14 protein-coding genes are annotated in these 20557 nt (G+C 72.0%); 9 read left to right on the top strand and 5 right to left on the bottom strand.

Translation table 11 applies throughout. The features are described 5' to 3' along the window. The first annotated feature begins 161 nt into the window (after positions 1–161). Positions 162–5618 (top strand): discoidin domain-containing protein, encoded by a 5457-nt coding sequence (locus AAEP86_RS04915; protein ID WP_420369416.1) that lies wholly within the window; start codon positions 162–164, stop codon positions 5616–5618. A 258-nt stretch (positions 5619–5876) separates the two neighbouring features. Then, positions 5877–6278: an amidohydrolase family protein gene (locus tag AAEP86_RS04910; protein ID WP_420369415.1), complete on the top strand. Its 402-nt coding sequence runs from the start codon at positions 5877–5879 to the stop codon at positions 6276–6278. A 27-nt stretch (positions 6279–6305) separates the two neighbouring features. Here the strand turns inward: AAEP86_RS04910 and AAEP86_RS04905 are convergent, their stop codons facing one another. Continuing rightward, entirely contained in the window at positions 6306–7022 is a 717-nt protein-coding gene (locus tag AAEP86_RS04905; RefSeq protein WP_420369414.1) for an SDR family oxidoreductase, read from the bottom strand. A gap of 124 nt (positions 7023–7146) precedes the next feature. On the opposite strand from AAEP86_RS04905, the gene AAEP86_RS04900 reads away from it, so the two are divergent. Beyond that, positions 7147–8085 (top strand): helix-turn-helix domain-containing protein, encoded by a 939-nt coding sequence (locus AAEP86_RS04900; RefSeq protein WP_420369413.1) that lies wholly within the window; start codon positions 7147–7149, stop codon positions 8083–8085. A 61-nt stretch (positions 8086–8146) separates the two neighbouring features. On the opposite strand, the gene AAEP86_RS04895 is transcribed toward AAEP86_RS04900, so the two are convergent. Beyond that, complete coding sequence (locus AAEP86_RS04895) at positions 8147–8965, bottom strand: GNAT family N-acetyltransferase (protein ID WP_420369412.1); 819 nt, start codon at positions 8963–8965, stop codon at positions 8147–8149. Positions 8966–9104: 139 nt separating this feature from the next. Continuing rightward, on the bottom strand, positions 9105–10247 hold the full coding sequence (locus tag AAEP86_RS04890; protein ID WP_420369411.1) for a hypothetical protein: 1143 nt from the start codon (positions 10245–10247) through the stop codon (positions 9105–9107). Positions 10248–10358: 111 nt separating this feature from the next. Between AAEP86_RS04890 and AAEP86_RS04885 the strand changes: the two genes are divergently transcribed. The 5 genes from AAEP86_RS04885 to AAEP86_RS04865 all read left to right on the top strand — a co-directional run bounded on the left by AAEP86_RS04885 (position 10359) and on the right by AAEP86_RS04865 (position 17489). Further along, a complete protein-coding gene (locus AAEP86_RS04885) occupies positions 10359–11675 on the top strand; it encodes a nucleotide disphospho-sugar-binding domain-containing protein (RefSeq protein ID WP_420369410.1) in 1317 nt (438 codons plus the stop codon). A gap of 728 nt (positions 11676–12403) precedes the next feature. Then, positions 12404–13645 (top strand): glycosyltransferase, encoded by a 1242-nt coding sequence (locus AAEP86_RS04880; RefSeq protein WP_420369409.1) that lies wholly within the window; start codon positions 12404–12406, stop codon positions 13643–13645. A gap of 5 nt (positions 13646–13650) precedes the next feature. After that, positions 13651–15183 carry an FAD-dependent monooxygenase gene (locus AAEP86_RS04875; RefSeq protein WP_420369408.1) on the top strand — a complete coding sequence of 511 codons (1533 nt, stop codon included), beginning with the start codon at positions 13651–13653 and terminating at the stop codon, positions 15181–15183. 113 nt (positions 15184–15296) lie between these two features. After that, positions 15297–15860, top strand: a complete 564-nt coding sequence (locus tag AAEP86_RS04870; RefSeq protein ID WP_420369407.1) for an NADPH-dependent FMN reductase — start codon at positions 15297–15299, stop codon at positions 15858–15860. A gap of 282 nt (positions 15861–16142) precedes the next feature. Further along, positions 16143–17489, top strand: coding sequence for an LCP family protein (locus AAEP86_RS04865; protein WP_420369406.1), 1347 nt, complete (start codon positions 16143–16145; stop codon positions 17487–17489). Positions 17490–17503: 14 nt separating this feature from the next. On the opposite strand, the gene AAEP86_RS04860 is transcribed toward AAEP86_RS04865, so the two are convergent. Together AAEP86_RS04860 and AAEP86_RS04855 are read right to left on the bottom strand one after the other, a co-directional pair. Further along, positions 17504–18190, bottom strand: coding sequence for a hypothetical protein (locus AAEP86_RS04860; RefSeq protein WP_420369405.1), 687 nt, complete (start codon positions 18188–18190; stop codon positions 17504–17506). A 54-nt stretch (positions 18191–18244) separates the two neighbouring features. Further along, a complete protein-coding gene (locus tag AAEP86_RS04855) occupies positions 18245–19075 on the bottom strand; it encodes an arylamine N-acetyltransferase (RefSeq protein ID WP_420369404.1) in 831 nt (276 codons plus the stop codon). 142 nt (positions 19076–19217) lie between these two features. Here AAEP86_RS04855 and AAEP86_RS04850 point away from each other — a divergent pair, with 142 nt between their 5' ends. Next, on the top strand, positions 19218–20540 hold the full coding sequence (locus AAEP86_RS04850; RefSeq protein ID WP_420369403.1) for an NAD(P)/FAD-dependent oxidoreductase: 1323 nt from the start codon (positions 19218–19220) through the stop codon (positions 20538–20540). Positions 20541–20557 lie beyond the last annotated feature (17 nt).

Raw genomic sequence — 20557 nt, 5'->3', positions numbered from 1 at the left:
GTTCGAGGGAGCCTCGCGTCGTACTCGTCGAAATCTCCGTGTTTCCACTGGCAACACCGACCGGGGCCGGCTCCGAACCCCCGAACTGGGGGCCTCTCGCCCGGTGCTTGTCCGCAGAACCGCTGACGCCGTCGGCCCCGTCCGCTGGCTACCGTCGGCCCGTGCCCACAGACAACTGGTTCGTCCGACACACGCGTGCGCGGTCGCTGACAGCGACCGTCGCCCTCGTCGCGCTCGCGGCACTGCCCGGTGCAGTGCTCGTCTCCTCCTCCACCGCGGCCTCCGCCGCGACCCCCTCGACCACGGCCGGGAGCGGGACCACCTCGGAGGATCCCTCGTCCCCGCCGCCCGCTGCCGCGAGCCCGGCACCGTCCGGGTCCGCGCCCGCCGTGGACGGCGTCCACGTCGGTGCCGGCTCCTACGCGCCGACGCCGCCGGACTCGATCTCCGACATCGGGGACGTGCAGGCCTTCCTCGGCCAGAAGGTGCACGTCGACCCGTCCGTCGCCGGCAAGCCGGTGCCCTCGAACCAGTGGTGGACGAGCATCGTGCACAACGGCACCGGGTTCTCCGGCGACCTCTGGTCGAACCCGTTCGTCTCGTCGAACAGTGCCGCGGGCACGAAGGTGACGTACCCGGACTCGTGGAACGCCGACGGCTCGCAGATGGTGCAGAACCACGCGATCACGGTCTCGGGCGCGGTGACGCCGCCGCCCTCCACGGACCGGGTCCTCGCCGACTTCGAGCACGGCATCCCCTCCGGCTGGACCGCCACCGGCACCGCGTTCAGCACGCTGGGCGGGACCGGCGCCGGCCAGTCGAAGGTCGTCGGGTGGAAGGACTCCGGCTACCTGACGTCGTGGGGCGCCAAGAACGGTGACGCCGCGACCGGCACCCTGACGACCGCCCCGTTCACCATCGACCGCTCCGGCATCGCGTTCCTGCTCGGCGGCGGGAGCTACCCGGCGCCGGGCGTCGACGAGGCCGAGCTCCTCGTGGGCGGCAAGGTCGTCGCGACCGCGACCGGCAAGGCGTCGGAGCAGCTCGCGTGGACGAGCTGGGACGTCAGCGCCTACCAGGGGCAGCAGGCGCAGATCCGGTTCGTCGACCAGACGAACGGCAGCTACGGGCACCTCATGGTGGACCAGGTCACCCTCACCGACAGCCGGACGGACATCGCCGACCACGGCAGCACCGCGTTCTCGGCGACCGAGACCGCCGCGCTGCGGTGGGGCGACTGGAACGTGAGCTGGCGGATGCCCCAGAAGGGCGACGGCGGCCAGTACATGGACGTCACGAGCGTGCAGGGCGAGCCGTACCAGTGGTTCGAGTACCACGACGAGACCCCGCGGATCACGACGGAGTCCGGCGCGACCTTCACCGACGGTGACGGACAGCCGATCTCCTTCCCGTTCACGGGCAACAGCTTCGAGGTCCGGCAGAGCGGGCACGTCTTCGGCGTCCACGCCGCGGACGGCACGACGTTCACCCTGACCGGGAACACGATCGACGCGACGGCCGGCACCTGGCTGGCGGTCAGCGCGGTCCCGAAGAGCGGCCTGACCCTGGCGCAGCTGCAGCAGCACGCCGGCGCGATCCCACGCGACACCCGGATGGACTACTCGTACGACCCCGCGAAGGGCCTCGTGCACGAGCAGTGGAAGGTCACGACCGACCTGCTGCAGGGCTCCGACCACAGCGTGGTGCAGGGCTGGCTCCAGCACCAGTACGAGGACGGCACGACGAACTTCTCCCTCACCGGGGCGGAGTACGCGACGCCGCGCGGCACCATGAAGACCGCGGTGGGCGGGGACGACTGGACGATCGACTACCCCTTCGAGGGCATGACGCCGATCGCGGGGACGCCGAAGGGCGCCGCATCCGACCCCGTGCTGCAGAAGTACCTGTCCGGCTACTCGACGATGCCGACCTGCACGGGCGACACCTACTGGCAGGGCAAGTGCCTCGAGCAGCTCGCCGAGTACATGACGGTGGCGAAGCAGATCGGTGACACCGACGACGCCGCCAAGATGCAGGCGACCCTCGAGACGTCCCTCACCGACTGGTACACGTACACCACCGGCGAGAAGCAGGACTTCTTCGCGCGGTACCCCACCTGGGGTGCGCTCGTCGGGTTCGCCGACTCCTACGGCTCGGGCCAGCTGAACGACCAGCACTTCCACTACGGCTACTTCGCCGTCGCGACCGCGCTGCTCGGCGCCGTCGACCCGGCGTGGGTGAAGAAGTACGAGGGCATGGCGACGCTCGTCACGAAGGAGTACGCGAACTGGGACCGCAGCGACGACGCGTTCCCGCACCTGCGCACCTTCGGTGTCTGGGCGGGCCACTCGAACGCCGCCGGCGTCTCGTCGCCGCAGGGCCAGAACCAGGAGTCCTCGTCCGAGGCGATCCAGTCCGAGGCCGGGCTCTTCCTGCTCGGCACCGTCCTGGGCAACAAGGACATGCAGGCCACCGGTGCGATGGAGTACGTCAACGAGCGCCTCGCCGTCCGTGACTACTACCAGAACGTCCACGGCAACCCCGACTCGGCGACGTACGACGGCAACGGCGCGTTCCCGAGCCAGTACCAGCACCCGCAGGCCGGGATGCTGCAGGACTGGGGCCAGGCATGGTCGACGTACTTCGACGGTGACGCCGCGTGGAAGGGCGGCATCCAGTGGATGCCGACCGCACCGTGGTTCGACTACTTCGGCTGGGACAAGAAGTTCTCCGCATCGATCCTCAAGACGATCCTCGAGGAACGCCCGAAGGAGCAGGGGGAGGCGGACGTGCAGTCCGCGAACCAGGACCACATCCAGATGCTGACCAAGAAGTGGTACGGCATCGGCACCTACGGCTCCGTCTCGATCACGAAGGACCAGAACGCCGCGATCGGCGAGCTGGAGGACGCGATCCGCTCCGCCGAGAAGAACCACCCCGGCTACGTGACCGCGAAGACCGCCGACAACCCGCTGTACGACCCGTCGACGGACACGCTCCTCGTCTCGGTGGACTCCACGGGCAAGGTGACGTTCCCGAAGGAGCACTGGACGCCCACGACGCTGCCGGCATCGCTGGTCCCGACCGAGATCTCGGCGGCGGAGGCCGACAAGAAGCCGAGCCAGTGGACGCACGCGTCGCCGCTCATGCCCTACCTGTCGACGAACTACACCGCCGACACGGACACCGTCGAGCGCCTGTACTCGTTCGACCCGACGCACTACACGCCGGGGGTCGACACGGCCCGCGCCGCCGGGGTCATCAGCGACATGGGCGACGCGCTCGGCGAGGTCGTCATGGGCTTCCTGCTGCAGTACGACCCGGCGACCTACGCCGACATCCACGCGGCGCTGTGGAAGGCGAAGGACGGCGCGGTCACGGGCAAGTCGATGGCCGGCATGAACTACTGGCAGGGCACGTCGAACCTGACGCTCGGCACCGAGTCGACCACGCGGCACACCAGCGACCCGCTCAGCCAGGCGTTCCGTGACGCCGACGGCAACTGGTCGTACGTGCTCGACAACGTCGGGGACACGCAGCAGTCGTACGACGTGTACGACGGCTCGAAGGTCATCGGCTCCGTCGCGGTCCCGGCCCACACCCAGATCACGTCGCACCTCGACGCACACCTGGCGAAGGTCGTCGTCGGCACGGACGGCAGCCCGAAGACCATCACCCCGGCTTCAGCCACCACCTTCACCGCGACGGGCTACGACCAGTACGGCGCGACGATCCCGCTCGACCACGTGCAGTGGACGTCGAGCACCGGGAGCGTCTCGTCCTCCGGCGTGCTGACCACCGGCGCCGCGATCGACCACGCCACGGTCACCGCGACGGTCGGTTCGACGAGCGACAGCTACGGGTTCCGGGTCGCACCGGCACCCGTGCTGACGAGCATCGACGTCACGCCCGGCTTCCACCGGGTGGTGGTGGGTTCCGCCCAGCGCTTCGCGGCCGCCGGCGCCGACCAGTACGGCGACCCGTTCGCCCTGCCGTCCGGCACCACCTGGTCGTACACCGGCCCGGGGACGATCGCCGCGGACGGTACCCTCACCACGAGCGGCCCGGGTGCCGGGTACGTCGTGGCCACCGCCGGATCGGTCGAGGGCAGCGCCGTCGCCTCGTCGGTCGCGTCGATCCCCGTCGCGAGTGCCGGCGCCACGGCCACCGCCACGTCGTACACCGTCGGCAACAAGCCCGCGAACGTGCTCGACGGCAACCCGTCGACGCGGTGGGAGAGCACGCAGGGGACCGACGACGCCGACCTGACGATCGACCTCGGCAAGGAGACCGACGTCTCGCACGTCCACATCGCGTGGGAGACGGCTGCTGCGAAGCAGTACTCCCTGCAGGTGGCCGACGCCGCGTCGGGTCCGTGGACGACGATCACGACCGTCAGCAAGAAGGACGCCAAGGCGGACGACCTCGACGTCACCGGCACCGGGCGCTACGTCCGGATGCACGGCATCACGCGCCTGACCAGCTACGGGTACTCCATCCTGGACCTCGCGATCTCCGGCACCCCCGCCGAGGCCGCGATCACCCCGACGCAGCTCCTCGTGTCGCCGCGCAGGACCGCGGTACTGCCCGGCGCGACGGCGGAACTCGGTGCGTACGCCTTCGACGGCAACGGCTTCGGCGGTCCGGTCGGGTCGGACGCCTCGTGGTCGGTCGCCGGCGGCGGGTCCGTGGACGACTCGGGCACGGTGACGGCCCCGGCCGACGCCGGCGCGACCGCCACCGTGACGGCGACGGTCGGTCCGCTCCACGGGACCGCGACGGTCACCGCCGTGCGGAACGAGGCCCCGGCCCCGACCGCGCCGTCGGGCACCTCGCGTGACGTCGCCCTCGGCAAGGCCGTCAGCACGTCGTCCGCGGAGCGCGGCGACCTGTCGGGGGCCCAGGCCGTCGACGACGACCCGTCCACGCGCTGGGCGAGTGCCGCCCGCGACGGCGAGTGGATCGCGGTCGACCTCGGCGAGGTCCTGCCGATCGACCGGGTCGAGCTCGACTGGGAGGGTGCGTACGCGAAGACGTACCAGCTCCAGGTCCGGGACACCGCCTCGGACGACTGGCGGACCGTGGCCGACGTGACGGCCGGCACGGGCGGCGTGGACGCGCACGACCTGCAGGGCGTCGAGGGCCGCTCCGTCCGGATGCTCGGCGGGAAGCGCGCGACCGCCTACGGCTACTCGCTCTACGCGGTCAAGGTCTTCTCGACGAAGGGCGAACCGTCGCCGGACCTCGCCCGGAACGCGGTCGCGACGGCCTCGAGCAGCGAGTCCTCGTCGGTCGGCCCGCGCAACGCGGTCGACGGCGACGCGACCTCCCGCTGGGCGAGCGGCCACTCCGACGACCAGTGGCTGCAGCTCGACCTCGGTTCGGAGCGGACGCTGCACTCGGCGCACATCGACTGGGAGGGCGCCTACGGGTCGGCCTACCGGATCGAGGGTCGGAACAGCAGCACGGACGACTGGACCACGATCGCGTCGGTCACCGACGGTGACGGTGGGGCGGACGACGTGGCGCTCTCCGGCGACTGGCGGTACGTCCGGCTGCACGGCGTGCACCGTGCCACGCCGTACGGCTACTCGCTGTACTCCCTGTGGCTGCACTGACCGGCAGCGCTGACCACCAGCGCTGACCACCAGCACGACGCCCCGCTCGTCCACCCGGACGGGCGGGGCGTCGTGCGTCCGTCCCCGGGACACGACCGGGGACGGACGTCGGCGACCGGCGCGGCCTCCGACGCGACCAGCGGGCGGTCTGGAGGCGAGGTGCGGCGCCGCCCCGCGCCTCCCGTCCGACCGTGGCCGGTCGCGGAGACCGGTGGAGCCACGGATGCCCGTGACGGTCCGCTCGACCAGGGTGGGCGGGTGCCCCTCTCCACCGAGCCGTCCCCGACCGCACCCCTGCCGACCGCGTCCGAGGCAGCGCGCCGCGCGGTCGCCGAGCTCCTGCTCGCCGCGCTCGCGGTCGAACGGCGGACGTCGGGCGACGACCGGCTCCGGCGCTTCCGCGAGACCCGACGCCTGATCGGTGCTGCCCGCGAGGCGGGCTTCCCCGTGGTCTTCCTCGCCGAGGCCATGGGCATCGGCCGCGGCACCCTGCACGCGCGCACCGACCCGTCCGGTCCGATGGCCGTCGAGCGGTTCCTGGCCCTCCTGCCGGACGCGGTCGCGGAGCGGGCCGGTGCCGAGCTCACCGGCCCCGCGCCGGACCGGCGGTCGACGACCGAGCTGCTGCGCTGGCTGGTCGTCGACGCGGACCGGGCCTGACCGGACCGGTCCGCGTTCCGACGAGCTTCAGGCCAGGTGGCCACCGCCGTCGACGTGCAGCGTCGTCCCGGTGACGAAGGTGTTGTCGACCGCGAGGAGCACCGCGGCGACGACGTCGTCCGGCGTGCCGACGCGTCGTGCCGGGTTCGTCGCGGCGGTCGAGGCGAAGAAGTCGCGCTTGCCGTCCTCGCCCATGAAGTCCCACAGGCCGGAGTCGATGATGCCGGGCGACACCGCGACCGCGCGCACCGGGGCGAGCTCCACGGCGAGCGCCTCGGCCATGAACGACACCGCGCCGTTCACGGTCGCCATGACGCTGAGGCCGGGGGCGGGCTTCCAGGCGGCGACGCCGGAGAAGAGCACGAACACCCCGCCGGCGCGCACCGAGGGCGCGAGGTGCTTCGCGAGGAGCATCGGCCCGACCACCTTCGCGTCGAACGCGTTGCGGACGGCGGCCTGGTTGAGCGACCCGACCGGCCCGTTCGCGGATCCCGCGGCCAGCGAGACGACCGCGTCGAACGGCCCCGATGCGGTGAGTGCGGCGATCGTCGCCTCGTCGGTGACGTCGGCGCGCACGACCGGCACGTCGCGGAGCGTCGCGGGCAGCGCCGCCGTCGCACGCTCCGGGTCACGTGCCCCGATGATCGGCTGGTCGCCGCGCTCGAGCAGGGCCGCGGCGATCGCGTGACCGATGCCCGAGCCGCCGCCGACGAGCAGGATGCGCTTCTGGTCGTGGTTCGTCATGGTGGGTTCCTCCCCTGGTGACTGGTGCGCGGCGGTCGCCGTGCACCACAGGAGAACGACCGGCCTCCGCCATCGGTTCCCGAAGCCCCTTCGATGTTCTCTGGGTCAGCCATAAGATGTGCTGATGGCCAACCTCCGTGCGTTCGAGGTGTTCCTTGCCGTGGTCGACGCCGGCTCGATCTCGCGGGCCGCCCGCACGCTGCACCTGACGCAGCCGGCCGTCTCGCACCAGATCGGCTCGCTGGAACGCGACCTCGGGGTCACGGTCCTCGACCGCGGTCGCCGCGGAGCCACGCTGACGGCGGCCGGACGCGCGTTCGCACCGGCGGCTCGGGTGGCGGTGGACGCGGCCCGTCGCGCGGAGGACGTGGCGCGCGGGACGGTGCCGCTGCGGATCGTCGTGGCGCAGTCCTTCACCGAGCCGTTCATCGTGCCGGTGCTGCGGTCGTTCCACGTCTCCGGGGCCCTGCTCCCCCGTCTCACCGAGGGCGCGAGCGCGACGTCGATGGTCGAGGCCGTCCGGCGCGGCGAGCAGGACGTGGCCGTCGTGCCGGGGCCGGTGGTCGCGCCGGACCTCGTCGTGCGGTCGGCCGGGTACGAGGAGGTCGTGGCGGCCGGGGTCGCAGCGGCATCGGGCGCCGCGGCGACGTCGGGATCAGCGTCGGCGCCGGGGTCCGCATCGGCGCCGGGGTCCACGTCTGGGTCGGCGTCGGTGGCGGTGCCGGTGCCGGTGCCGGTGCCGGTGTCGCTCGACACGGTCGTGGCCGGGCCGTTCATCGGGATCGACCCGGCGAGCGGCTACGGGCAGTGGCTCGTCGACGTCCTCGCCGGCCGGGCCGTGTCCCCGGTGACCACGGTCGGCTCGCCCCGCGCCGCCGCCGCGCTCGCGAACGCCGGGCTCGGGGTCGCCGTCGTCCCGGTGTCCGCAGTCGGCGGCGACCACCCGCGCGCACCGCTCGACCCTCCGCTCCGGCGGGACGTCGTGGTGGTGGCGCGGTCGCTCGGACCGTGGGAAGCGATCGCCGGGCCGCTCGCGGAGGCGGTGCGGGCGTCCGGGGCGTGACCGCGGGGCCGGTTCCGCCGGGGCGTGACCGCGGGGTCGGTTCGTCCGTCGACTGGTCTCGTCAGGCGGTCCAGAGCCAGTTCGACCGGTCGTAGTGGTGCGTGAAGCCGGCGCGGACGAGGTTCCGGTACGAGGGGTTGCCCTCGGCCGGGCCGGTCTCGGCCGTCAGGAGCCGGCACCCGGCCTCCACGGCTGCGGTGTGCCGGGCGGCGAGCAGGGCCGACTGCACGCCGCGCTGCCGGTGCGACGGCAGCGTGCCGCCGGTGTTGATCGAGGCGACCTCGCCGACCACGTGCACCGCGCCGGCGCCGACGAGTTCGTCGCCGTCCCACGCCCCGAACACCCGCGCATCCGGGTCGTCGAACACCCCGCGGAGCATCGGCGTGAGGTCGGGGTCGGACATGCCGAAGGCGTCCCGGATGATCCGCGCCCAGGCCGCCGTGTCCTCCGCGGCCAGCTCCCGCACGGCGAGGTCGGTCTCGCCGGCGACGACGTCGTCCACCGGGCACGCGAACTTGGACCAGGTCGAGCTCAGCGTCAGGCCCTGCTCGGCGCACACCGCATCCCAGTCGTCCGGGAGCACCTGCGGGGCGACGGCGACGAGTCCGGACGCCGTCCGCGACTCACGGAAGAACGCCAGCACCTCGGCCAGGACTGCGCGGTCCAGCGGGACGTCGAAGCCGAGGCCCAGGGTCTTGCTCCAGTAGCCCGACGGGTCGTTCGCCATCGCTGCGGCCATCGCCCCACCGAAGCGGGTCGTGCGGATCCCGAGCGCGTCGCGGGCCGGTGCGGAGGCTCCGGCCAGGAACCGACGGAAGTAGTCGCCCTCGGCCTGCTCGATCAGCTGGACGTCGGCGATGGGGAGGGTGCGGAGCGGCACTGCGGGCCTTTCGTTCGAGAGCCGGGCGGGTCCGGCTCTCCGGTCGAGCCTGGGGGAACGCGGCGCTGGCGGCCTCCGTGCTCCCACGGAGCTCCCGCACGGCGTGCGCTCCGCCGGTCGCGTGCGGCGCGGACGACGCTCAGGCGGGGCGGTCGATCGGCAGGTCCGCGAGGTAGCGGGCGGGCAGGGCGCGCGGTGTGAAGAGGGTGTGGCGGCTGCCGGTCTGGAGGTCCCGCCACACCCGGTTCGCGCGGTGTCCCCGCTGCAGTGCGGCGGAACCGATCGCGACGGTCGCGAGCTCGCCGGCCAGCGCAGCCTCCTGCACCGCGCCCACCGTCGCCGTGACCGAGCGGCGAACCGCTGCGGGGTCGTGCTCGGTGCGACTCGCGCCGAGGACCGCGCGCGCCGCCTCGGAGGAGGTGCGTGCGCGGTCGGCCGCGATCGCCGCGTCGGTGTAGGCCGCTCGGACGTCCGCGCGGGCGGCTCGGGCGGGCGGGTTCTTCGGGGCGGACGTGCCCGTCGGACCGGAAGGGTCACCGGCACCGGTCGCTCCGGTCGCCTCGCCGCGCAACGTCCGTCGGGCGAGGTCCACCGCTCCCGCCGCCAGCCCGACGAGGGGGGCGGCGAGCAGCGCTGGACCGAAGGCGTCGACGGGCAGCCCCCACCGGCCCATCCCGGCGACGAAGTCCTCGACCGCGATCACCCGGTGCGCCGGTACGGTGACCGCCGCCACGACCGCACGGTCGCTGCCGGACCCCCGCAGGCCGGACGGCGCCCAGGTCCGCACGACGTCGACCGCCGCCACCGGGACGAACACCAGGACCGGTTGCCCGGTCCCCTGCACGAGGACCATCGCCATCAGCCACCCCGCCGAGTGGATCCCGGACACCGTCTCGACGACGGCGTCGACCACGTACCCGTCGCCGGTCGGCCGGGCCGTCCCCGACGGCGAGAACGAGCCACACACGTGCGCGTCCGCGTCGGACGCCCACAGCTCCTCCTGCCCGTGCTCGGACAGGAGGGCGCCGGCGAGGTTCGAGCCGTACGCGAGCGCCGCGACCCAGGCAGCGGCGCCCGCGACCGTGCCGAGCCGGACGATGCCGTCCGAGACCACGTCGAAGGGTGCACCGGAACCACCCCACCGGACCGGGACCCCGGCGCGCAGGGCACCGAGGTCGCGAAGGGTCCGGACCGCCCGCGCGGTCAGGCGGTCCTGGTCCTCGGAGGGGCCGTCCTCCTCGAGCAGGACGTGGAGGGACGGGTCGAGGTCGTCTGCGAGCACGGCGCGACGCTACGCAGATGCCGGTCCGACGACGACCGTGGTTCCTCGGATGCTCCCGCGGCCCACGGCGACGTACCGTCGCGCAACGACCGACGACGAAGGGTTCCGGACGTGACGAAGATCATCGTGGCCGCCACGGCCATCTACGGGCACGTGGCGCCCGTGCTCACGATCACCGAGGACCTGCTCGCGCGGGGCCACGAGGTCGTCGTGCTCACCGGCACCGCGTTCGCGGACGCCGTCACGCGGACCGGCGCCGCGTTCGAGCCGCTCGAGGGAGCCGCCGACATCGACGCGGCGATCTTCGCGTCGCCCGACCGGCTCGCCGTCGAGGGTCACGAACGCCTCGAGTGGGACCTCCGGCACTACGTCGTCGGCACCGTCGCGGACCAGTGGCGGTCGCTCCAGCGCGTGCTCGCCCTGCCCGGCAACGACGACGCCGTCGTCCTGCTCGAGAGCGCCTTCTGGGGTGCCGCCCCCGGCCTGGCCGGTGCGCCCGGTGTCGCGCCGCGCGGGTACGCCGTGGTCGGCGTCGTGCCGCTCACGCTCACCAGCGTCGACCTCGCGCCGTTCGGTTCCGGTCTGCCACCGGCACGGACCGACGCCGAACGGGCCGCGTACGCCGAGGCCAACGCAGCGCTCGAGCACGGGCTCTTCGCCGGCGTGCAGGCGATGTTCGTCGACGCGATGCGGGGTGCCGGTGTCGACGGCGACGTCCCCTACTTCTACGACGCCGTCCCGCTGCTCGCCCAGCACTACATGCAGCTGTCGATCCGGGAGCTCAGCTACGAGCCGTCGGACCTGCCGTCGACGATCTCCTTCATCGGCACCCTGCCCGTCGCCGCGACGCCGTCCGAGCTGCCCGACTGGTGGTCGGACGTCCTCGACGCTGACCGGGTCGTGGCCGTGTCGCAGGGCACGATGGCGAACACGGACCTGTCGGAGCTCATCCAGCCCACGCTCGACGCGCTGGCGGACCTCGACGTCCTGGTCGTCGCCACCACGGGCAGCGAGGCGGTCGTCGACAGCGTGCCCGCGAACGCGCGGGTCGCGCGGTTCGTCCCCTTCGCCGACCTGCTGCCGCACGTCGACGTCCTGGTCACCAACGGCGGTTTCGGTGGGACGCAGCAGGCACTCCGCGCCGGCGTCCCGATGGTCCTGGCCGGGCTGTCCGAGGACAAGGCCGAGGGCAACGCGAGGACGAGCCACACCGGTGCCGCGATCGACCTGCGGACGCAGCGCCCGACGCCGGGCCAGCTCCGTGACGCCGTCCGGTCGGTCCTCGACGATCCGTCCTACCGGGACCGCGCGCGGGCACTCCAGCGGACGTTCGCCGAGTCCGACCCGCTGGGCACGATCGCCGCGACCGTGGAGGAGCTGGCGTCCCGCGTCCGGGCCGACCGGTCGGCGACGAGCATCAGGACGTAGACCGTGTCGAGCACAGCGCAGGCGATGCCGAGCCCGAGCACGAACGGCGACGCCTCCAGCACGCCGAACACGACGGTCGCGGCGAGGGTGCCGACCCCCTTGCACACCCCGATCAGCACCGACTGCCCGCGACCGTCCGGTCGAGCGGCCGCGAACGCCAGGAACGCGAGGGACATGGTCACGTTCATCACGAACGCCGCGATGCGCGAGCCCTCGTGGGACCCGAACCGCTGGAACACGAGGAGCTGCAGGGCGAACCCGAGCACGAACACCAGTGCGACCCACGTGCCGAACCGCGCGCGGGAGAGGGCTCCCGGCTGTTCGGCTCGACCGAAGCGCAGGAACGTGACGACGATGAGCGCGTCTGCGACAGCCCACACGGCGTCGACCACGGTCTGCAGCGAGAGGGACTCGGTGAAGCCGTGCACCGCGTAGACACACTCCCACGAGAAGTTCAGGGCGAGCGGGACCGCGGGCATGCAGTAGGTCCGCTGCCGGAACCCGCGTCCGATGCAGGCGATGTAGACCACGGTCCACGCCAGGCCGCTCACCAGTGTCAGCGCGTCGCGCATGAGGACCTCCCGGGTCGTCGTTCCCGCCATCGTCGGCCCTGCGGGGGCACCAGCACATCCGGGCTTCCACCCAGGTGTGACGCGAGGCCGGACCTGCCCGGGCCTCGAGGACTCTCAGGTTCCCAGAGGGGTTTCTATTCATAAAAGAGCCCTACGGTGAATTCTGGCGCGGCTCTCGCGCCGTCCCTCGATCCCACGGAGTCCTCGGTGCGTCTTCTCTTCTCGTGTACGCCGGCATTCGGCCACTTCCTCCCGCTGGTGCCCCTCGCGCGAGCGGCGCACCGCGCAGGTCACGACGTGGCGGTCATGACGAGCGCCGGGATGGCGTCCGTGGTGGCGGCCGAACTCCCCGACGCCTCCTTCCTCGCGGCCGGTCCCATGCCGGACGTGCTCTTCACCGAGGTCGCACGCCGGCACCCTGCCGCCGACGACGCTGGCGTACCCGGCGACCCCGCCCGGGTCGCCGAGCTCTTCGCGGGCGTCCGGGTCGACCTGACCATGGACGACGCCGTCGAGGCAGCCGGTGCCTGGGCGCCTGACCTCGTCGTGGCTGAAGCGGTCGACTTCGTCGGTCCGCTCGTCGCGCGTCTCCTCGGGATCCCGACCGCGGTGGTCGCGTTCGGGCCCGCCCTGCCCGAGGAGTTCACCAGTCCGATGTTCCTGGTCGCAGCGTCCCGGTACGCGGCGCGTGGTGTCGCACCGGAACCGCCGCTCGCCGTCATCGACCCGACTCCGACGTTGCTCCAGGATCCCGCGTGGCGTCCGGGCCCAGCGCTCCTCCCGCTGCGGGCTGAACCGCACCGGCGGGACGGCGAGTCGGCCGTCACCGGTCGCCACTCTGGTGACGGCGCGGTCCCGACCGTCCTCGTCACGTTGGGCACCGTCTTCGCCGACGACGCGCTGCTCCAGGGGATCATCGCCAGCATCGCGCCGGGGACCGCCGAGGTGGTCGCCACGGTCGGTGTCCTCCCGGACGCGGTGCTCCCCGAGGACACGGCCACCGTCCACTACGAACGGTTCCGTCCGATGGCGGAACTCCTCGAGGGCGTGGACGTGGTGGTCACCGCCGGTGGAGCCGGAACGGTCCTCGCCGCGCTGAGCCAGGGCATCCCCCTGGTGCTCATCCCGCAGGGCGCCGACCAGCCGATCAACGCCGGGCGCGCAGCCGCCGCCGGCGTCGGCCTCCTGGTGGACCACGCCGACGCCGTGGGCGACGCGGTCCAGCAGGTCGTCGCCGACCCGCGGTTCGCGGTCGCCGCGAAGGCGGTCCGCGACGAGATCGAGGCCCGACCCTCCCCGGACGACGTCATCGCTGCCCTCGCGCATCGCTGGAGCGACGAGCCAGCCTCGACCCGCCCCACCCACCCGATCGACGACCAGCAGCGGAGCACCCGATGACCACCATGCCGAGCATCTCTTCCCCCGCCACGGTCGTCGTGGTCGGCGCCGGGCCGACCGGCCTCTGGCTCGCGGCCGAACTCGCCACGGCGGGCGTCGAGACCGTCGTGCTCGAGAAGCGCACCGAACGATCCCCGTACGCCAGGGCGCTCGGGGTCATGCCCCGGACGCTCGACGTCCTCGCGCTGCGCGGTGTGGCGGAGCAGCTCCTCGCGGTCGGCCGCCCGGTGCCGGCCTGGCACTTCGGCCTGCTCGAGGAGAGCGTCCGCTTCGACACGCTCGACACACCCCACCCGTTCATGCTCCTCCTGCCACAGACCGTGACCGAGCGCATCCTCGAGGACCGCGCACGCAGCCTCGGGGTGACCGTCCTCACCGGTGCGACCGTGACGGGCATCGACGAGACCGACGACGGCGTCACGGCGACCTACGACCTCGACGGCGTCCAGCAGAGCCTCACGGGAGCGCTCGTCATCGGCACCGACGGCGCCCAGAGCGCGGTCCGGACGCTCGCCGGGATCCCGTTCGAGGGCGAGACGAGCACGGCCTGGGGCTTCATCGGGGACGTGCGTCTCGAGCAGCCGCCGGCCCCGGGCACGCGGATCGTCCGCCCCGACGGTGCCCTGATCGTCGCACCGCTCCCCGACGGCCGGTTCCGCCTCACCGGGTGGGACCCGCAGCACCAGTCCCCCGACGAGCAGCTCGACCTCGACACCCTGCGCGACTTCGCGCGCCGGATGGCGGGCACCGACTTCGGCGCCCACGACCCGTCGTGGCTGTCCCGCTTCGGCAACGCGAACCGACTGGCCGCCACCTTCCGACGGGGCCGTGTGCTGCTCGCCGGTGACGCCGCGCACATCCACTGGCCCACCGGTGGCCTCGGCCTCAACGCCGGCGTGCAGGACGCGATGAGCCTCGGGTGGCGCGCGGCCGGCGTCGTGCAGGGGACCCTGCCGGACTCGGCCCTCGACGACTACGCGGCCGAGCGCCGCTCCTACGGCGAAGCGCTGCGGACGTCGACCCTGACGCAGAGCGCACTCATCGTCGCGGCGGACCCCGCCGCCCTCGCCATCCGAGCGACCTTCAACCGGCTCCTCGCCACGAACGAGGGGAACCGTGCCATCGGGACGTGGCTCGCCGGGCTGAGCCCGGAGAGCACGCTGCCGTCGGCTCGGGTCGTCCGCGCGAACCGTGACCTCGGGGACCTGTCCTCACGATCGCTGAGCGGCCTGTTCGTCGACGCGCAGCCGGTCGTCCTGGTCACGGACCCGGCGCTCCACGCCACGATCAGCAACGCACTCGACCTGGCATCCGACCGGATCGTGGTCGCGCTCGTCGAAGCCGAGGTCCCCGACTCCCTGCCCGCCGTGATGGTCTTCCGACCCGACGGCGTCGTGGAGTGGGCGAGCAGCGACGACGTCATCGCGGCGCCGCTCAACGCTGCATTGCGGAACGTCGGGGCCCTCGACACATCCGCGGTCCCGGACCGGTTGACGCGACCGTTCACCACGGGCCGCCACGTCGTCGTGACGGACTGAGCGGGACGACCCGCACCGTCACCCCGACCTCCGGTCCTCGACGACCGGAACACCAACAGACCAAACAGGCGCACGGGGACACGGGTCCCCGGCGCGGAACAGGAGAAACGAACATGACCAAACTGATGATCGTCGTGGGGAGTGTCCGACCCGGCCGGATCGGGTTGCCGATCGCGGAGTGGGTGCGCACCACCGTCGCGGAGACCGGCGACTTCGAGATCGACTTCGTCGACCTTGCCGAGCTCGCGCTCCCCCTCATGGACGAACCGAACCACCCCGCCCTGCACCAGTACACGCAGCCCCACACCGTCGCGTGGAGCGAGCGGGTCGCCGCAGCCGACGCGTTCGTGTTCGTGACCCCGGAGTACAACCACAGCTTCTCGCCGGCGCTCAAGAACGCGCTCGACTACCTGAACGCCGAGTGGTGGCGGAAGCCGTACGGCGTCGTCTCCTACGGCGGCATCTCCGGCGGCACCCGCGGTGTGACCGCGCTCGAACCGGTCCTTAACCTCTTCGGGCTGATCCGCACGAAGGCGTTCGTGGAACTCGCCTTCGCGATGATGCGCGTCGCCGACGGCGTGTTCGCGCCGTCCGACAAGGAGACCGCGATCTTGAGCGCGATGCTCACCGACCTCGCGGAGCTCGCGGTCGCGCTGCAGCCGCTCCAGAAGCGGTAGCGGCCGGCCGGCGGACCGGTTCCGGTCGGCGGACCGGTCCCGACCGGCAGCGAACATCATCCTGTCGGCCGATGGATTCATCCTCTCGGCCGTGGTGCACGACGCACGACGACCAGAGCATTGGTCTAACACCGTCCGTCTGCTGCGCTCCTCGGGCGGCTGCGTCCGCCAGCAACGATCCGCGGTCGTGTCGGTCTCCGTGTGGGATCGAATCTCGACGCCGACGACGGCGCACCCCGACGGACGGACCCGTCGGGCAGGACTCTCGAAAGAAGCAACCGCATGAAGCACCAGGCCCTCGACCCAGCAGCCCGGCACGGCCGTCAGCGTCCGAGCAGCGCCCTGCGGTCCGGACTGCGACTCGTCGCAGCGATCGCGGCCGTCGGGGTCGTGAGCGTCGGGTCCCTCGGTGCCATCGCCTCCTGGGAGGTGCTGCGCGACGCCAAGCCGACCGTGTCACTCGCGATGGGCGGGACGCCGGCGAAGGCGGCGCCGCAGCTGACCGCGCAGCGGGGCGAAGTGAACATGCTCCTCGTGGCGACGGACACCCGGACCGGTCAGGGCGCCGGCTTCGAGGACGCCCGCAACCTCGCCGCGGCCTCCGGCGTCGGACACAACGACTCGAACCTCCTCGTCCACATCTCGGCCGACCACACGCACATGGCGGTCATCTCGTTCCCGCGTGACCTCGAGATCCCGATCCCCGCGTGCGAGAACGACCAGGGGACGGTGACGCCGGCGTCGTCCAAGGCGATGCTCAACACCGCGCTCGGCCGCGGCGGCGAGAAGCACGGGCTCGCCTGCGTCGCGAAGACCCTCGACCAGCTCACCGGCGTGCAGATCGGCTACGCAGGCATGATCACGTTCGACGGCGTCGTCGCGATGGCCGACGCGATCGGCGGCGTCAAGGTCTGCCTCGCGACCCCGATCCAGGACAACGCCGTGACGCCGGCGATCAACCTGCCGGCCGGCAACCAGGAGCTGCACGGCGCCGAGGCCGCCGCGTTCCTCCGCATCCGCGACGGCGTCGGCGACGCGAGCGACCTCGGCCGCATCAGCAACCAGCAGACCTTCATGGCCGCGCTCGCCCGCCAGACGGTCTCCAGCCACACCCTCACCGACCCGACGAAGGTCCTGCGCCTGGCGTCGACGGCGGCGAAGCACATGACGCTCTCCGACACGCTCGCCGACCCGACCACCCTGGCCCGGCTCGCACTCGCGGTGAACACCGTGGGCCTGCAGAACATGACCTTCGTGCAGTACCCCGTGGCCGACGACCCTGTTGACCGGAACCGCGTGATCGTCTCGCAGAGCGCGGCACAGACCCTCAACGCGGTCCTGCAGGCGGACCAGCCGGTCGTCCTCGGTGCCGGGAGCCTCGGCCGCGCGGCCGTCCGCGACCCGTCCGCGCCAGCCGCGTCGGCTCCCGCGGCTTCGGCGCCCGCAGCGTCGGCTCCCGCAGCGGGTTCCGCTCCGGCAGCGAACGGGGCGAGCGGCGGGAGCGCAGCAGCGGGTCAGCCCTCCGGAGCTGCGTCGCCGGCAGCCGGCACGGGTGCCGCGCCGGCACCGCTGCCGGACAGCGTCTCGGGGCAGTCGGCCGCGACGGTCACCTGCGCGGCGAAGCGATGACGACGGCGTCCTGATCAGCTACCGGTCGTGGCGCGTCCGGGTCGCGGCAGTCCGGGGCCCAGTTCGCGCCGCAAAGCCCGCATCACCGGCAGGAGGGCCTCGAGCCTCCCCGGCCCCGCCTGGAACGGCCTGCCCAGCGTCGTCCGCGGCGGAAGGACGAGGGTGCTGCCGCCGGTGAGGCCGAACCACAGCGCGTAGTCGATGCGCGAACCCCACGTCCGCGAGTCCATCGTGGCGAGGTCGATCTTCCGGATCTGCTCCCACGGCAGATCCATCACCGGCGCATCGTGGTCCGGCGTCCACCCGTGCAACCCGGCGGCGTCGAACGTCCAGACCTCGGGGCGAGGGCGGGGCAGGTCCTCGCTGGTCCGGATGCCCTTCGTCAGCACCGGCAGGAAGAGCGCGGGCTCGTGCCCGCTCGCGCGGATCCGCGCCAGGGTCCGACGGTCCCGCCGCCCGCTCCACCACGTGCCGATCGACATCACGAAGCCCAGCACCATGACGAAGAGCTCGATCAGGACGATGCTGCCAATGTGGCTGCTGTGGTTCATCTCCGCGACGAAGGCCGGCGAGTGCAACTCGGCGACGATCAGCGACGGCGCGGCCAGCACCAGGACGACGGCGAGCACGTGGACCGGCCACGGTCTGGGAGCGATGCCGTCGCGGAGTCGTTGCACCCACCGGTCCGTCGTGTCCACCACCGCTCTACCTTGCTCCGGCGGGCAGATCGGCCACCCGCCAGGCCGAGCTTTGCCTCACCGCTTCGGTCCAGCCAACGCCGCGAGCCTCGAAGTCGTCGGGACGAAACCGAAGCGTTCCTCTACGATCTGCCGGAGAGAAGCGGGTGCAACAGTGATGTCTGTACGTGCTGTTCCGACCGTCTCGATCAGTCGCCCCTCCATGAGAGTTGTTCGTCCTCGTTCTCGCCGGATGGAAAGCGCGGGTAAGACTGTCGCTGCGTGTAGGCCCTTTGGCCGATCACGACCGGCGATGCTGCGCGGTCCGCGGCCAGAAGAAGCCGGTGTGACTGCACTGATCGTGTAATGCCGGTCGCCCGGCGCCGAGACCTCGAGCAGGGGGCCCATCGTCGTCGACAGTGCGAACGTGCCAGCGGTGTCGAGCTGTGTCGCCGATGCACCGATGGCGAGAGGTTCGTCTGAGAGCTCGCCGGACACGTCGACGAGGAAACGGCTTCCCGCGGTGGCGACGATCAGCGCAAGGTGCGACTCCGCGCGGCGAAGGCGTGGAGACGAGGATTGGGCGAGGACGAGGTCGACCATGTAGCCGAGTCCGTGAAGGAGTACTGCGAACCCGACGTTGAGCTGACTCTTCGTCCCGCCCCGCCGCTGGTTGACGATGCGCTCGGTCACGGCGCGAGGGTCGAGGTCCTCGTGGCGTGTCAGGTACGTGTCGATGGTGTCGAACGGCACGTGCATGAGGTGCGCCCGCTGCAGGACGCGAAGCGCGCCGGCAGTCGGACGTGGTGCGCTGTCCTGCTCGATGCGCGCGAGGTACTCGCTGATCGGTGCTGCACCGTTCGGTGTCATCGTCATGATCGTCTCCGCGCCGTCGATGGTGTTGGTCAACAGCAACGACAGCGCGGCGGGGTGCTCTGTGACGAGGCGGACGCCGTCGGTGGTTCGGGGGCCGGGCGGTGCCTTCTGGTCACAAAAGGGACGGCCTCCCGGTCCTGACTGATGAGTGACTGAGTCGGAAGAAGGTCCCCTCGTGAAGCACATCCTCATCGTCGGCGGTGGGTACGCCGGGTTCTACACCGCGTGGAAGCTGGAGAAGCAACTCCGCCGCGGCGAAGCCCGCGTGACGGTCGTCGACCCTCGCCCCTACATGACCTACCAGCCGTTCCTTCCGGAGGTTGCCGCCGGATCCGTCGAACCGCGTCACGTCGCTGTTTCCCTCCGAAGCCACCTGCGCCGCACCCGCCTCATCTCCGGCGCCGTGACGAACGTCGACCACCACAACCACTCCGTCACTGTGCGGCCCACGGCCGGTGAGCCGTTCGAGCTCGCGTACGACATCATCGTCGTGACCGCCGGAGCCGTCACGCGGACCTTCCCGATCCCTGGCCTCGGGGATGTCGCGATCGGGATGAAGAACGTGGAGGAAGCGGTGTCCATCCGTGACCGCCTCCTGACGGCGTTCGACCGCGCCTCGACGCTCCCCCCGGGGCCCGAGCGGCAGAAGCTACTCACGGTGACCTTCGTCGGCGGCGGGTTCTCCGGCGTCGAGGGGTTCGGCGAGACTTTGGCACTGGCCACCGCGCTGCTCCGCTCCTACCCGGAGCTGACCATGGACGACCTCTCATTCCACCTCGTCGAAGCTCAGGGACGGATCCTGCCCGAGGTGACGGACAAGCCCGGCGCGTGGGTGGTTCGACACCTCGAACAGCGCGGCGGACACGTGCACCTCAACTCGCAGCTGCAGTCCGCAGAGGACGGTCACGTCCGACTCTCGACCGGCGAGGAGTATGACTCAGAGCTCGTGATCTGGACCGCTGGGAACGCACAGAACCCGGTCGTCGCATCCAACACGGATCTGCCACTGGACGAACGAGGATACATCCGCGTCCGCGCGGACCTGCGGGTCGAAGGACCCGACGGGATCGTCCCGGACGCATGGGCAGCCGGCGACGATGCGTTCGTCCCCGACCTCACTTCAAAGGTCCCGGGCGCACGCGCAGTGCCGAACGCCCAGCACGCGGTCCGACAAGGCAAACGACTCGCCGCGAACCTCGTCGCTACGCTCCGAGGTGACGCGCCACGGGACTACGTCCATCACGGGCTGGGTGTCGTCGCGACACTCGGTATCGGTCATGGCATCTTCCAGTACAAGGGGATCGTCATCACCGGCCCCATCGCATGGCTGATGCACCGCGGCTACCACGCCCTCGCCGTACCGACATGGGAGCGGAAGATCCGGGTCGTCCTCGTCTGGGCAAGCGCAGTGTTCGGCGGCCGGGACATCGTGTCCCTGTCCGCAACCACTGACCCCCGACACGCCTTCGTGAGCGGCGGGGTGCCCGATGCGCACTGACCGCCGCTCCGCGAGCC

The sequence above is a fragment of the Curtobacterium sp. L1-20 genome (assembly GCF_048755855.1).
Classification (GTDB): Bacteria; Actinomycetota; Actinomycetes; order Actinomycetales; family Microbacteriaceae; genus Curtobacterium.
The sequence above is the reverse complement of the archived record's forward strand: the minus strand, read 5'-3'. Positions and strand labels throughout refer to the sequence as shown.

Excerpts from the sequence above, each read along its gene's own strand:
- AAEP86_RS04905 (WP_420369414.1), bottom strand. The coding sequence starts at position 7,022 with ATGACGAACCACGACCAGAAGCGCATCCTGCTCGTCGGCGGCGGCTCG.
- AAEP86_RS04900 (WP_420369413.1), top strand. The coding sequence starts at position 7,147 with ATGGCCAACCTCCGTGCGTTCGAGGTGTTCCTTGCCGTGGTCGACGCC.
- AAEP86_RS04875 (WP_420369408.1), top strand. The coding sequence starts at position 13,651 with ATGCCGAGCATCTCTTCCCCCGCCACGGTCGTCGTGGTCGGCGCCGGG.
- AAEP86_RS04870 (WP_420369407.1), top strand. The coding sequence starts at position 15,297 with ATGACCAAACTGATGATCGTCGTGGGGAGTGTCCGACCCGGCCGGATC.
- AAEP86_RS04865 (WP_420369406.1), top strand. The coding sequence starts at position 16,143 with ATGAAGCACCAGGCCCTCGACCCAGCAGCCCGGCACGGCCGTCAGCGT.